Here is a 13,876-nt window from a genome sequence, read left to right as displayed (position 1 = left end):
TGGCCCCTGTGATCCGTTCAAGCGCGGCTTATTGCCCCTGTTTGATGGCCTGGGCCACCTCCTGGCCGTTGACCCGTCCCTTGAGCACGCTGGCCGCGCCCGGCGTGGCCGGTGCCGGCCAGCGCATGCTGGCGCCGGGCAGCACGTAGCCGAGCAGCCCCTCTACCAGCGGCCGGTCCGGGCCGGCCTGCTGCAACACCACGTCGGTCAGCCGCGCATGCACCGGCCCCGTGTTGCGCAGCTCGACATAGGGCTTGCCCTGCACCGTCACCGCGCGCCAGCTCAACTGCGGCTTGCCCACGCCCTCTGCGCTGCGCCTGCCCTCTGGGTCGGGCTTGCCCCACAGCCCCTCGCCGTAGACGAACAGCGGCACCGAGTAGCGCATCTGCAGGCGGATTGCCGCTTTCGGCCCCTCGCTGGCGGCATCGGTCGGCAGCGGCGAAGGGATCTCGTCGATGATGATGCGGTAGGCCTGCTCCTGGCCCGCGGGCGAGCTGCCGGTGCGGGTCAGGCGGATCAGTTGCTTCTGCCCCGGCGGGATATTGGCCACCGGCGGGCTGCCGATGATCTCCCGCTGGGCCTGGAACTGCTCCTGGTACTCGCCCTGGCGCCAGGCGAACACCCGCACCTGCAGGCTGGTCGGCGCAGAACCACGGTTTTCCAGCCACAGCGCGCCGGCCTTCTGGTCGGCCTCCAGCACCGGGTCGATCGGCCAGATCAGCACCGAAGTGGCCGCGAAGGCCGGTGCACTGGCCAACAGCAGCAGCCCGATGACCCCACGCGCCCAGTTAGCGCCTGCCCCCATGCCCCTCTCCTTCTCTGTTATCCGCAGTGGCCTTTCACCAGGTCACCGTCACTTGTACGACATCGGTGTAGGTCCCCGCCGGCAAGGTGCCGGTCAGGGTGGTACGGCCATAGACCGGCAGCTTGATCGCCGTCGGGTCGCTGTAGCTCACCGCCACGCTGCTGCCGATGCCCAGGCTCTGGCTGAACGCGGCGTCGCGGTACAGCTGGTAGGCCAACAGTTGCGCCCCCCCCGAACGCTTGAGATTGCGCGTGCCGCTGGCGCTGTTCTGGCCGCCGTCCAGGCTCATGCTCAGGGCCACGCCGGGGGTGCACTGGAAGGTCACCGTGCTGCCGCCGAGCGAAGTGCTCAGGGTGGCGGTGGACAGCGCCGAGCTGGTGCCGTAGTCGAGCACGCCATAGGCGGTCACGCCGCCGACCACCAGGCAGCCGGCGACGATCTGTGCCGTCACCTGGAAGGTGCTGGTGGTCACCGCGTGGGCACCCTGGGTCAGCGCCAGGCACAGCCCGACGGCCAGCAGCCGCACCGCGCCCGGCATGGCTCAGAAACTCAGCTCGACCGCCACCGTGTCGGTGTACACCCCGGCCGGCAGGCCGGCCTTGCCACGGGCCTGCCCGTAGAGGTTGACAGTCTGCGCCACGCCCGTGCTGGTCGGCAGGGTGATGGTGCCGTCGATCGCCAGTAATTGAGTGTGCCCGGCGTCGGTGTAGAAGTCGTAAGGCACGAAATTGCCCGCGCCATCGGCCAGTGCCCGGGTGCCCCCGGCGGACTGCGAGTCATGGGCGCCGGCACGCACCTTGATCGTCGGCACCGTGCCTGCCGAGCAGAGAATGCTCATGGCCCCGCCGCCGCCACCGAGCACCTGGCCATTGGCGGTGGTGAACAGCGAATCCTGGGTGCCGAAGTTGAGGCTGCCGAAGTTCAGCCCCGAGCTGCCGCCACTGCCGTTGACCTGGCAGGCGGCGGTCAGCGTCAGGGTCGAGCTGATGGTGCCGGTCACGGTGGCCGCCTGGGCCTGGGCGGCCAGGGCCAGACCAAGACCGGCGAAGATGTAGCGGGTGAGGTGCTTGGGCATCGGAGTCTCCTTGCGTGTTACCAGTCCAGAGTCACCCTGAGGGTGTCGCGATACAGCCCGGCGGGCAGCGCGCGCGGTTGCGCGACCACCACGCCATAGATGGGCACGGGCACCTGCTGGGTGCCGCTGATGGTGAAGGTACGGGCCTGGCCGATGCCATAACGGCTGTTGCCGCCCGGATCGATGGCCAGTTGGTAGGGAATGAGCTCGCGGCCGTTGCGCAGGCGGCGCACGCCGTCGCCACCGTTCTGCCCGCCGTTGATGCGCACGCTGAAGGCACGCACCTGCGGCGAGCAACTGATCTGCAGGCTGCCCTCGCCGCCGGCCTCGTCGACCCGGCTGGTCAGCGGCTGGTCCCAGGTCGGCCCGCGGGCACCGAAGTCCATCAGGCCCGGGTTGCCCAGGGTGGCCGGTTGCGGGTCGCTGCTGATCTGGCAGGCGGCGCTGATCACCAGCCGTGCCTGGATGAAGCCGGTGGTGGTGCCGTGGGCCGCGCCGCTGGGCAGCAGCAGCGGGCCGAGGGTCAGTAGCAGGATCGAACCACGGTGCAACACGTCCATGAGCATGCAGCCTCCCTACCAGGTGACCGTAACTTTGAGCAGGTCGGCGTACAGCCCGGCGCGGGGGGCCCAGGCCAGCTTGTCGATCCGTGCGTAGAGGGGCAGCTCCACCGAGCCGCTGTCCGGTACCCGCGCCGATTGCGCCACGTCCACCGCCAGCGGCTGATGCCAGGCGGCATCCCGGTACAGGCGGTAAGGTATCGGCCGGGCCTGGGCATCGGGGCTTACGAGGTAGCGCACTTCGCCGACGCCGCCGTGCTGGCCGCCATCGACACGCACTTGGTACGGGGTGTCCGGGTTGCACTCCAACCGCGGCGGGCGCTGTGCAAGCAGCACGCCACTGACCGGCGCAGCCGGGCCATCCAGGCGCGCCGCGCTGCCCAGGTCGATGCGCCCCAACGCCTGCGAACCGGCGTCGCGTTGCTGGTTGACCAGCATGCAACCACGCTGCACGCGCACCTGCACTTCGACGAGGAAATCCGCTGCCATGGCGTTGCCACTCAACCACAGGCCCAACAGCAGGGCCACAAAGCGCTCCGTCACCGGTCGATCCTTGTGCGTATGGATTGAGCTTGAGCGTAGCAGCGCGATTGGATCCGAGCTGGGGAAGGCCTACCCCTCTTTGGCATTAATGAAAATGGCAGGGCTGGACCTGTGCTTGCCGGTTTGTGTCACCGGGGCTGCCGCGCAGCCCATCACCGGCAGGGCTCAGAAGGAAATTTTCCGGTCTGGAACGAAACCTCGGCGCCCGCCCACTTTCCAATGACCAGACTCCGGCATGGCGGCCACCATTCTGGTACCGTTCATCCGCAATATTTTGTGCTAGCGCATGACTCATGCATGGACGGAACCTACAGGAGAGTCCCGTGACGACCGACCAGACCCCGCTCGACCAGGCGATCGAGCGCTGCGCCCAGGAGCCGATCCAGGTTCCGGGCAGCATTCAGCCCCAGGGTTTCCTGCTGGCTGTTGACGAGAGCACGTTGCGCGTCCTGCAGGCGAGCGAGAACGCCGAGCGATGGTTCGGCATACCCGCAGGCGAACTGCTCGGCCAGGCCTTCCCGGATCTGGTCAGCGCTGACTTCGACCTGAGCGGCCAGCTGGGCTATTTGCCGCAAGGAGACGTCTTCCCTTTTCACATTGGCGACGTGCACTTGCGCCAGGACGCACCCAGCCAGTCATTGCTGCGCGTGCTCGCCCATCGGCATGATCAGGTGCTGATTCTCGAATTCGAATCGAGCCATAAGTCCGAGGGCGTTTATCAGGGGGACTACTATCCGTTGGTGCGCGCTTTCGTCAGCACCGTGCACAAAGCCACCAGCGTCGAGGAACTGCTGCAGCATTCGGTGCGGCAGATCAAACGCCTCACCGCCTTCGGACGGGTCAAGGCCTACAGTTTCGATCCCGAGGGCAACGGCACGGTATTGGCCGAAGAGGCCGACCCTGGCTATCCAAGCTATCTGGGGCTGAGCTTCCCTGCGTCTGACATTCCTCGCCAGGCCCGGGAGTTGTACCGGGTCAATCGCATCCGCCTGATCGAAGATGCCAACTATCAGCCCTCTCCCTTGTTGCCGCCGCTGAACCCGATGACCGGCAAGCCGCTGGACATGAGCTTTGCGGCCCTGCGCAGCGTGTCGCCCGTGCATCTGCAATACATGCGAAACATGGGCACCCTGGCCTCCATGTCGCTGTCCATCGTGGTCGACGGTCGACTATGGGGGCTGGTGTCCTGCCACCACGAGCGCCCCCGACCGGTGGACTTCCAGACGCGCACCGCGTGCGAATTGCTTGCCAGTGTCCTGTCGCTGCAGATCGAGTCACGCGAATCCCACGACCGCACCCGTACCCTGCTCGAGCTGCGTGAGCGCATCGTACGCATGCTGGCGGCGATGGCCGATCGTGACAGCGTGAGCGAAGGCCTGCTCGACCAGCCCGAAGTGCTGCTGGCCTTCGCCGGAGCCAGTGGCGCAGCCATCATCAGCGCCGAGCGCTGCGACCTGATCGGAGACACACCTTCTGCGGCGCAGGTCAATGCCCTGGTGCACTGGCTGGGCGAGCGCGGCGAAGAGGAGGTGTTCCATACCGATAACGTGAGCCGTGACATCGAAGCTCTGCCGGAGCTCGCCAGCTGTGTCGGCGGAGTACTGGCCGTTGCGATCTCGCAGTTGCACTCGCATTACCTGGTGTGGTTTCGCCCTGAGCAAACCCGCCTGGTCAACTGGGCCGGACGGCCGGACAAAGCGATCAGCCCCCAAGGACACCTCAATCCACGCCACAGCTTCGAACGCTGGGAGGAGGAAGTGCGTGGTTTCAGCGCCCCCTGGAGTCCCCTCATCGTCGATGGCGTGCTCGAACTGCGCATGGCCGTATTGGGCATCGTCCTGCGCAAGGCCGAGGAACTGGCGCAACTGGCCGGAGAGCTCAAACGCTCCAACAAGGAACTCGAAGCCTTCTCCTATAGCGTCTCCCACGACCTGCGCGCACCGTTGCGGCATATCGCCGGCTATACCGAGCTGCTGAGCGAAATCGAGGGCGAACACTTGAGCGAACGCGGTCGACGCTTCCTGTCCCACATCGATGAGGCCGCACATTTTGCCGGTTCACTGGTGGACAACCTTCTAAACTTCTCGCAAATGGGACGCTCGGCGCTGCGCTTGGCGGACGTCGACCTCAACACCCTGGTCGATACCATCCGCCAGGAGTTCGAGCCCGATTACCAGGGGCGCGAAATCATCTGGATGGTCGCCTCCATGCCCAAAGTCATCGCGGATCCGGCGTTCATCAACATGGCCCTGTACAATCTCATCGCCAATGCCATCAAATACAGCCGTGGACGCCGCCCCGCGCGTATCGAAATCGGCGCCGTGCAGCACGAACTGGAGACCGAGGTGTACGTGCGCGACAACGGCGTGGGCTTCGACATGGCCTATGCCAACAAGCTTTTCGGTGTGTTCCAGCGCCTGCATCGCATGGAAGAATTCGAAGGGACCGGCATCGGCCTGGCCAGCGTGCGTCGCATCATCGAGCGCCACGACGGCCGGGTCTGGGCTGAAGGCCAGGTCGGCCAGGGCGCCAGCTTCCATTTCACCCTTCCTCGCCATCAACCGCATTCCTGAGGCGTCTGCACCTATCATGCTCAAACCCATTCTGCTGGTCGAAGATAACCCCAGGGACCTGGAGTTGACCCTCCTGGCACTGGAGCGCAGCCAACTGGCCAATGAGGTCATCGTGCTGCGCGATGGCGCCGAAGCCCTGGACTACCTGTTGCGACGCAACACCTACGCCGAGCGTGACGATGGCAACCCGGCGGTGCTGCTGCTTGATCTGAAGCTGCCCAAGGTTGATGGCCTTGAGGTACTCAAGCAAGTGCGCGATACCGCCGAGTTGCGCAGCATCCCGACGGTCATGCTGACCTCCTCGCGAGAAGAACCCGACCTATTGCGCGCCTACGAACTGGGCGTCAATGCCTACGTGGTCAAGCCCGTGGAGTTCAAGGAGTTCGTGGCAGCGATCTCCGATCTGGGCGTGTTCTGGGCGGTACTCAACGAACCGCCGCCCGGCTCGCTGCGCCTGAACAGGCGCGGCAGCAATTGAGTCAGCTGGCAATGCAAGGCGCACCACTCAGCCTGCTGCTGGTCGAAGACAGCTCGATGGACGCCGAGCTGACGCTTTTGTGCCTGGAACGCAGCGGGCTGCAGGTCCAGTCACGGCTGGTGTTCGACCATGTCGGCGTCGAGCATGCCCTGCGCGAAGACAGCTACGACCTGATCCTGTGCGACTGTGTGCTACCGGGCTCATCGGGCACTGATGTACTGGCCATTGTCCAGCGCCTGGCACCGGACATACCGTTCATCTTCCTTTCCGGCATCTATGGCGAAGAGCATGCGGTCGAGATGATCCGCCTGGGCGCCACCGACTACGTACTGAAGAAGAACCTGCCCCTGCTGCCCAAGGCAGTGCATCGGGCATTGACAGAGGTACACGAGCGCCAGCGTCGGCGCCGTGCCGAGGAGGCACTGGCCGACGTCGAGGCCCGGGCGCGCATCGCCATCGACGCGGCAGGCATGGGCAGCTGGGATTTCCGCCCGCAGGAGAACCTGCTGCTGTGGGATGACCGTTGCAAGACGCTGTTCGGCCTTCCCACCGAGACGCAAATGACCCTCGAGGTGTTCTACGACGGTATCTTCCACGAAGACCTGGCAAGGGTCCGCGCAGCCGTCGAGCAGGCCATGCGCCCGGACAGTGACGGCCTGTACCGCGCAGAGTTCCGTATCGCCCAGCCCAATGGCCTGGAGCCTCGCTGGCTGCTTTCCAGCGGCCAGAGCCAGTTCGTCGACAACCGATGCGTTCGCTTCTCCGGAGTATTGCAGGATATTCACCAGCAACGCCAGGCCACGCGCGCCTTGGAACAGCTCAACGAAATGCTGGGTGAGCGGGTCGAGCAGCGTACCCGGGAACGCGACCGCGCATGGGAGTTGTCCCAGGACCTGCTGGCAGTACTGAACAAGGACCTGACGCCGGTCACCCTGAACCCGGCCTGGGAAGCCAGCCTGGGCTTCACCCGCGAACGCCTGGGCCAGACTTCGCTTCTGCAACTGGTGCTCGAAAGCGACCAGCAGGCACTACTCGCAGAACTGGCCGCGTTGTCCTCGGGTAACACCAGCGCCCGCTTCGTCGGGCGTATCCTGCATGCCAATGGCCAACCACGCTGGCTGTCCTGGGTGGTGGTTCCTGATGACAGCCTGCTGTACGTGGTCGCCCGGGACATAACCAGCGAACGCGAAGCTACGCTGGAACTGGCCAAGGCCAACGAGAACCTGCGCGAACAAATTGCCGAACGCGAACGCATAGAGGCAACACTGCAACAGATGCAGCGCCTGGAAGCTGTCGGCCAGCTCACCGCAGGCGTGGCGCACGACTTCAACAATCTGCTGACGGTCATTCTCACCGGCGCCAGCTTTCTCCAACGCGATCTGGACAAAGGCTCACTGGACAAGGCCCTCACCCGCCTTCAGCACATCCGCGAAGCCGGTGAGCGCGGAGCCAAGCTGACTGCGCAATTGCTGGCATTCTCCCGCAAACAGCGACTCGAACCGGTGCCAGTGAACCTCAACCGCACCCTGTCCGGGTTGGAGGAGCTGTTGCGACGCACACTGGGCGGCAACATTTCGGTGCGGCTGGACCTGGATACCCGCCTTTGGCGGGCGTTGACCGATATTACCCAGACCGAAATGATCATCCTCAACCTTGCCATCAATGCCCGTGACGCGATGCCCGACGGCGGTCAACTGACGCTGGCCACCCGCAACGGCCGGATCAGTGCCCGCCCTCTGCGCCCGGAAGACCCGGATCCGGGCGAATACGTTGTACTGTCGATTCGCGATACCGGCTGCGGCATGAGTGAAGAAGTGCTGGCCAAGGTGTTCGAGCCCTTCTTCACCACCAAGGACATCGGCAAGGGCTCAGGCCTGGGGCTGGCCCAGGTGTTCGGCTTCGCCAAGCAGTCAGGCGGTGGCGTGCGCATCGATACCGCGCTGGGGCGCGGCACACAGGTCAGTGTCTACCTGCCCGCGGTGCATCAACCGGAGGCGCCGGCAACCCAGGAACAAAGTACGCAGGCTTTGCCGGCGCGGCCTGCCGGCAGGCGCAGTGTGCTGCTGGTGGATGACGACCATCTGGTACGCGAGATGATGAGCGACGTTCTGCTGCGCCATGGCTATCAGGTGCGTCAGGCGCACAGCAGCGAGCAGGCATTGGCACTGCTGAACGATGAAATAGAGGTGCTACTCACCGATTTTGCCATGCCGGAATTCAATGGTGCGCAACTGGCGCTGGCTGCGCGTCAGCGCTTCCCTGACCTGCCCGTGGTATTCCTGACGGGGTATGCCGAGTTGCAGGGGCTGGAACTGCCCGGCAGCCTGGTGATTCAGAAACCGGTAAGCGAGCAGGCTCTTGCCCAGGCACTGGCCGAGCTTCTGGAAAATAGATAGGCAGAAACGAAAAAATCGCCGAAAGGCGATTTGGGGAGAGTGTACAGCTTGAAAATGGCAGGGGCGGCTGGATTCGAACCAACGCATGGCAGGATCAAAACCTGCTGCCTTACCGCTTGGCGACGCCCCTGTATCGGATCTGGCAAGTGAATCAATCACCGCCTCACTGACAACTCCTTGCAGCACCGTGAGTTGCTGCTTGGGAATGGCCGGCACTTTAACAACCTTTTTTCGAAGTGGAAAGCTTTTTTTTAAAAAAATCGCAGAAAAACAGCAGGTTACTTGTAGCGAACCTTTTCGCGGGGTTTCTGCCCGTGAGCGACCAGGACGACCATTCGTCGTAATTCCCCCGCCTCGCTTCAACACAATTACGTTCCTCCCTTCCAATCAGATAGACCCCGTCGGCGCATCACAAGGAGGACGCCATGCCCGTTTCCCACGACCTCTACCAGGACTTGCACTACCCTCGCGAGATCGTCCAGCAGCGACGCCAACGCGACCCGCAGCTCGACCGCCTGCTCGACGAGTACATGGACATCGACAACCAGGTCCTGGCCGCCGAGTCGATCTCGGCGGGCAACTTCCAGGACGACGACTTGCGCCATCTCAAGGAGCGTCGCCTGGCGATCAAGTACATGATCGAACGCCAGCTGGAGCACAAGGCATGACCTATCGCATTTCACGATCATTGCCCGGTGGATTCTCGATTGGTCAAAATGCACGGCGTCGCGCAAGCTATGCCCTGCCCCAGTTCCGCTCCGAGGAGCCTGCCACTTGCCCACCTGGATTCCCGCACCCTTGCGCCTGCTCGGCCAGCGTTTGCGCCACGAACCGCCTGCGGATACCACCCTTGCGGACAATTTCCAGGACCGCGCGACCGAACGCGGCTACACCCTGAGTGACGGGCAACGCCGGGTGATCACGGCGATGGCCGCGCAGCTGGCCGCATTCGCGACAGGCCAGGCACGCAGCCTGTACCTGTACGGCGCGGTCGGGCGCGGCAAGAGCTGGCTGCTCGATGGTTTCTTCCAGGCCGTGCCGACTGCAGCCAAGCGTCGCCTGCACTTTCACGACTTTTTCGCCCGCCTGCACCAGGGAATGCATCGCTATCGAGCGCTGGACAACGCCCTAGGGGCAACCCTCGACGAGCTGCTGGGGGATTGCCAGGTGTTGTGCTTCGACGAGTTCCACGTCCACGACATCGGCAACGCCATGCTGCTCACCCGGCTGTTCGATGCCCTGTTCGCCCGTGGCGTGCTCCTGCTGGTCACCTCCAACTACGCCCCTGAGGGACTGCTGCCCAACCCGCTGTACCACCAACGCTTCCTGCCGGTGATCCGCCTGATCAACCGCCGCATGCAGGTGCTGGAGGTGGACGGGGACACGGATTTTCGCAGCCTGCCGGCCAACCGCGCGCATCAGCGATTTACCCAAGGGCATTATGTCTGGCCGGGCGATGCGCAGCAGCGCGAGCGCTTGCGGCTACCCATGCCGCAGCCGCTGCAACTGGAGGTCAACCAGCGCCCATTGCGCGTCCTGGCCAGCAACGGACGCCAGGTCGTGTTCAGCTTCCACGACCTGTGCGAACAGCCTACCGCGGTGATCGACTACCTAGCCCTGGCCGAGCGCTACGACCACTGGATCATCGAGGGCCTGGACGATCTGGCCGAGTGCTCGCTGGCGGCGCAGCAGCGCTTCGTCAACCTGGTGGACGTGCTGTACGACCAAGATCGCCAAGTGACGGTGATCGCCAAGCGGTCACTGGAACAAAGCCTGGGTGGGGCGCTGGCCGACCTCATGCGCACCCGCAGCCGGCTGGGGCAGTTGCACCAGGCCGGTCCGACCTGACCCTGCGCTCCGACAAACCCACTCCCACGTCATGTTCTGCCCCTGAGGATTGCGTGAGAGCGGGCTTGCGCCGCGATGACTTCAACTCGCCCTGGGCAGATCAGACAGCACCCCCTCGATCTCCGCCAGCACCGCCGGATCGTCCAAGGTCGAGGGCGGCACGTAGTCCTGCCCATCAGCGATCTTGCGCAGTACCGCCCGCAGGATCTTGCCCGAGCGGGTCTTGGGCAGGCGTTTCACCAAGCGCACTCGGTTGAAGCAAGCCAGCGCGCCGATCTGCTCGCGCACGCTGGCCACCAGCTCACCCTGCAACTGCGTCTCGCCAATGCCCTGGCCGTCCTTGAGCACCACCAGCGCCAACGGCACCTGGCCCTTGATCTCGTCGTGCACACCGATCACCGCGCACTCGGCCACCGCCGGATGACGCGCCACCAGGTCCTCCATTTCGCCAGTCGACAGCCGATGCCCGGAGACGTTGATCACGTCATCGGTGCGTCCCATGATGTAAACGAAGCCGTCCTCGTCCAGATAACCGCCGTCGCCAGTGTGGTAATAGCCCGGGTAGCTGTGCAGGTACGCCTGCAGGTAGCGCTCGTGATCGCCCCACAGCGTCTGGCTGCACCCCGGCGGCAGCGGCAGGGCGATGACGATCGCGCCCTGCTGGTTGGGCCCCAGCGGCTTGCCGTCGTCGTCCAGCACCTGCACGTGATAACCCGGTACCGCACGGTTGCTCGACCCAGGCCGCGCCGCGCTGCCTTCAAGGCCAACGCAAGGCGCGGTCACCGGCCAACCGGTCTCGGTCTGCCACCAATGGTCGTGCACCGGCTTGCCGCTGACCCGCTCGAGCCATTCATGGGTACTCGAATCGAGCTTTTCCCCGGCCAGGAACAGTTGGCGCAACGAGCCCAGGTCATGGCGACGGATCAACTCGCCTTCCGGGTCTTCTTTGCGAATCGCGCGCATGGCGGTGGGCGCACAGAACAAGCCGTTGACCTTGTACTGCTCGACCACCCGCCAGTAGGCCGAGGCATCCGGAGTACGAATCGGCTTGCCCTCATAAAACACCGTGGTGCAGCCGCTCATCAGCGGCCCGTAGACAATCAGTGAATGACCCACCACCCAACCCACATCGGAAATCCCCCACCACACATCACCCGCCTGCATGCCGTAGACATGACGCATGGCGTAGCACAGGGCGACTGCGTTGCCGCCATTCTCGCGCACGATGCCCTTGGGTTTGCCGGTGGTGCCGGAGGTGTACATGATGTACAGCGGGTCACCCGCGTCGAGCGCCACCGGCGCTACCGGCTCGACGCCAACCAGCGCTTGCTGCCAGTCCAGGTCGCGCCCGGCCTGCAGCTCGGCGCGCGCCTGCGGACGCTGCAGCACCAGTACATGCCGCGGCTGATGACGGGCCAACTGCAGGGCGCGATCGACCAGGGGCTTGTATTCAATCACCCGGTCGAATTCCAGGCCGCAGGATGCCGTCAGCAGCAGCGTCGGTCGAGCATCGTCGATGCGCAGGGCGAGCTCGTTGGCGGCAAAACCGCCGAACACCACCGAGTGCACCGCGCCGATGCGGGCGCAGGCGAGCATGGCCATCGCCGCCTGGGGCACCATTGGCATGTAGATGATCACCCCGTCCCCCTTGCCCACGCCCAGCGAGCGCAGTAGCCCGGCCAGGCGCGCCACCTCGTCGCGCAGCTGGTGGTAGGTGAAGGTCTGCTGCACGCCGGTCACGGGCGAATCGTAGATCAACGCCATCTGTTCGCCGCGGCCCTGCTCGATCTGATGATCGAGGGCCAGGTGACAGCTGTTGAGGCGCCCATCAGCGAACCAGCTGTGGGTGCCGTCGGCGTTCTGCTGCAGGGTCAGGGTAGGCTTGCGCTGCCAGGCCAGCTGTTCGGCCTGGGCCTGCCAGAAGGTGGCGGGATCGGTGATGGAATGGGCGTAGCTGTGCTGATAAGTCATTTGTTCGCAACCCGGTACTTGTTGTTATTGAAGGGCGAACCCTGAGTATGGACCGGCGCGGCCCGCCCGCCATCGGACTTAAGTCGCAACCCATATGCAGATTTGCCGCACCTGTCTGCTTACAATGGCCACTCATCAAGACAGAACAGCCTATGCATACCCTCGACGACCTACGCGCCGGCCGCCTGCGCGGCATCACCCGCCTCAATCTCTGCCAGGACTTGATCGATTTCCCTCGGGAGATCTTTGACCTGGCCGACAGCCTCGAGGTACTGGACCTCTCCGGCAACAGGCTGAGCGAACTGCCCGAAGACGTGCACCGCCTGACTCGCCTCAAGGTGTTGTTCTGCTCCAACAACCGATTCACCCACCTGCCTCACGCCATTGGCCGTTGCCAAGCCCTGCAGACAGTGGGTTTCAGGAACAACCGCATCACCCGGGTCGACGCCCAGGCGCTGCCGCGCTCGCTGCGCTCATTGGTGCTGACAGAAAACGCACTGGAGCAATTGCCCGAGGCCTTGGGCAATTGCCCACAGCTGCAGAAGCTGATGCTCGCCGGCAACCGGCTCACCACCCTGCCTGAGGGCCTGGCCAATTGCGTACGGCTGGAGTTGCTGCGCGTGGCCAGCAACCGGCTGGACACCCTGCCCGACTGGCTGCTGCGCATGCCGCGCCTGGCTTGGTTGGCCTACGCCGACAATCCCCTGCCGCCAGGTTTTGTCGCCCCTGTAACGCAGGAGAACTGCCCCTCCCTTCACTGGAAGGATATCCGCCTGGAAGAAGAGCTTGGCCGTGGTGCCTCTGGAGTGATCCACCGTGCGCACTGGAACGGCCAGGCGGCACCGGTGGCGGTCAAGCTGTACAAAGGCGCGATTACCAGCGATGGTTCGCCGCTGGCGGAGATGAGCGCCTGTATCGCCGCCGGTGACCACCCCCAGTTGGTACGCCTGGCCGGGCGCATCGACGACCACCCGCAGCAGCTTCCGGCGCTGGTGATGCAATTGATCGATGCACACTGGTCGAACCTGGCCGGCCCACCCAGCCTAGACAGCTGCACCCGTGACCGTTACCCCGGCACACGAGAACTGACCTTGCCAGCATTGCGACACCTCGTTGCCGGTATTGCCTCGGTCTGCGCCCACCTGCACAGTCGAGGCTTGAATCACGGCGACCTGTATGCCCACAACATCCTGTTCGATGCGAATGGCCAGTGCCTGCTGGGCGACTTCGGCGCCGCCTCGTTCCATCCACAGGACGACAGTCTCCCCGCACGCGCGCTCGAACGCCTGGAAACAAGGGCTTTCGGCATTCTTGTCGAGGAACTGCTGGTGCGCTGCGACAAGCCCGATACAGTGTTAGGGGAACTGGCTGAACGCTGCCAGCAACCCGATGTACTGGCCCGTCCATCTTTCAACGAACTGGCGACACAACTCGCGTAAAGACCTGTGCGGCCCCTGTAGGAACGGCCTTTCCGACCGGTCCGACGCCTCGGCAAGGCCGCTCCTACAGGGAGCGCGGCATTCGCGCCTGGAACGCGGAAAAGACAAAACCCCTACCTGCTCGCGCAGATAGGGGTTTTGCGAAATGAATCTTGACGATGACCTACTCTCACATGGGGAAGCCCCAC

General features: G+C 64.5%; 12 protein-coding genes and 1 tRNA gene. 6 read left to right on the top strand and 7 right to left on the bottom strand.

Going from position 1 to position 13,876, the window contains the following annotated elements:
• Positions 1-28 precede the first annotated feature (28 nt).
• The 5 genes from AC25MA_RS18965 to AC25MA_RS18945 are packed head-to-tail and all read right to left on the bottom strand — an operon-like array spanning position 29 to position 2,983.
• Positions 29-805: a fimbrial biogenesis chaperone gene (locus AC25MA_RS18965; RefSeq protein WP_486972303.1), complete on the bottom strand. Its 777-nt coding sequence runs from the start codon at positions 803-805 to the stop codon at positions 29-31.
• A 34-nt stretch (positions 806-839) separates the two neighbouring features.
• Complete coding sequence (locus tag AC25MA_RS18960) at positions 840-1,343, bottom strand: Csu type fimbrial protein (protein ID WP_028692207.1); 504 nt, start codon at positions 1,341-1,343, stop codon at positions 840-842.
• 3 nt (positions 1,344-1,346) lie between these two features.
• A complete protein-coding gene (locus AC25MA_RS18955) occupies positions 1,347-1,880 on the bottom strand; it encodes a Csu type fimbrial protein (RefSeq protein WP_028692208.1) in 534 nt (177 codons plus the stop codon).
• Positions 1,881-1,897: 17 nt separating this feature from the next.
• Positions 1,898-2,431 (bottom strand): Csu type fimbrial protein, encoded by a 534-nt coding sequence (locus tag AC25MA_RS18950; protein WP_028692209.1) that lies wholly within the window; start codon positions 2,429-2,431, stop codon positions 1,898-1,900.
• Positions 2,432-2,455: 24 nt separating this feature from the next.
• The gene (locus AC25MA_RS18945) at positions 2,456-2,983 is read right to left on the bottom strand and encodes a Csu type fimbrial protein (protein WP_069017069.1); all 528 of its coding nucleotides are present in this window, start codon (positions 2,981-2,983) and stop codon (positions 2,456-2,458) included.
• 323 nt (positions 2,984-3,306) lie between these two features.
• Between AC25MA_RS18945 and AC25MA_RS18940 the strand changes: the two genes are divergently transcribed.
• Genes AC25MA_RS18940 through AC25MA_RS18930 form a run of 3 tightly spaced genes read left to right on the top strand, consistent with a single transcriptional unit; the run spans position 3,307 to position 8,430 of the window.
• Positions 3,307-5,556, top strand: a complete 2,250-nt coding sequence (locus tag AC25MA_RS18940) for an ATP-binding protein (RefSeq protein ID WP_069017068.1) — start codon at positions 3,307-3,309, stop codon at positions 5,554-5,556.
• 16 nt (positions 5,557-5,572) lie between these two features.
• Entirely contained in the window at positions 5,573-6,034 is a 462-nt protein-coding gene (locus AC25MA_RS18935) for a response regulator (RefSeq protein ID WP_028692212.1), read from the top strand.
• A gap of 11 nt (positions 6,035-6,045) precedes the next feature.
• On the top strand, positions 6,046-8,430 hold the full coding sequence (locus tag AC25MA_RS18930; RefSeq protein ID WP_486972302.1) for a response regulator: 2,385 nt from the start codon (positions 6,046-6,048) through the stop codon (positions 8,428-8,430).
• 55 nt (positions 8,431-8,485) lie between these two features.
• On the opposite strand, the gene AC25MA_RS18925 is transcribed toward AC25MA_RS18930, so the two are convergent.
• A tRNA-Gln gene (locus AC25MA_RS18925) sits at positions 8,486-8,560 on the bottom strand.
• Between the two features lie 295 nt (positions 8,561-8,855).
• Here AC25MA_RS18925 and AC25MA_RS18920 point away from each other — a divergent pair.
• The gene (locus AC25MA_RS18920; RefSeq protein WP_028692214.1) at positions 8,856-9,098 is read left to right on the top strand and encodes a hypothetical protein; all 243 of its coding nucleotides are present in this window, start codon (positions 8,856-8,858) and stop codon (positions 9,096-9,098) included.
• 106 nt (positions 9,099-9,204) lie between these two features.
• The gene (gene zapE / locus AC25MA_RS18915; protein ID WP_486972301.1) at positions 9,205-10,278 is read left to right on the top strand and encodes a cell division protein ZapE; all 1,074 of its coding nucleotides are present in this window, start codon (positions 9,205-9,207) and stop codon (positions 10,276-10,278) included.
• 81 nt (positions 10,279-10,359) lie between these two features.
• Here zapE and AC25MA_RS18910 read toward each other — a convergent pair whose 3' ends face one another.
• Positions 10,360-12,249, bottom strand: coding sequence for a propionyl-CoA synthetase (locus AC25MA_RS18910; RefSeq protein ID WP_028692216.1), 1,890 nt, complete (start codon positions 12,247-12,249; stop codon positions 10,360-10,362).
• Positions 12,250-12,401: 152 nt separating this feature from the next.
• On the opposite strand from AC25MA_RS18910, the gene AC25MA_RS18905 reads away from it, so the two are divergent.
• Positions 12,402-13,688: a leucine-rich repeat domain-containing protein gene (locus AC25MA_RS18905; RefSeq protein ID WP_486972300.1), complete on the top strand. Its 1,287-nt coding sequence runs from the start codon at positions 12,402-12,404 to the stop codon at positions 13,686-13,688.
• Positions 13,689-13,876: the final 188 nt, after the last annotated feature.

The organism is Pseudomonas sp. P65(2024) (assembly GCF_057480955.1).
Note: the sequence above shows the minus strand (reverse complement) of the source record. Positions and strands in the feature narration are given on the sequence as shown.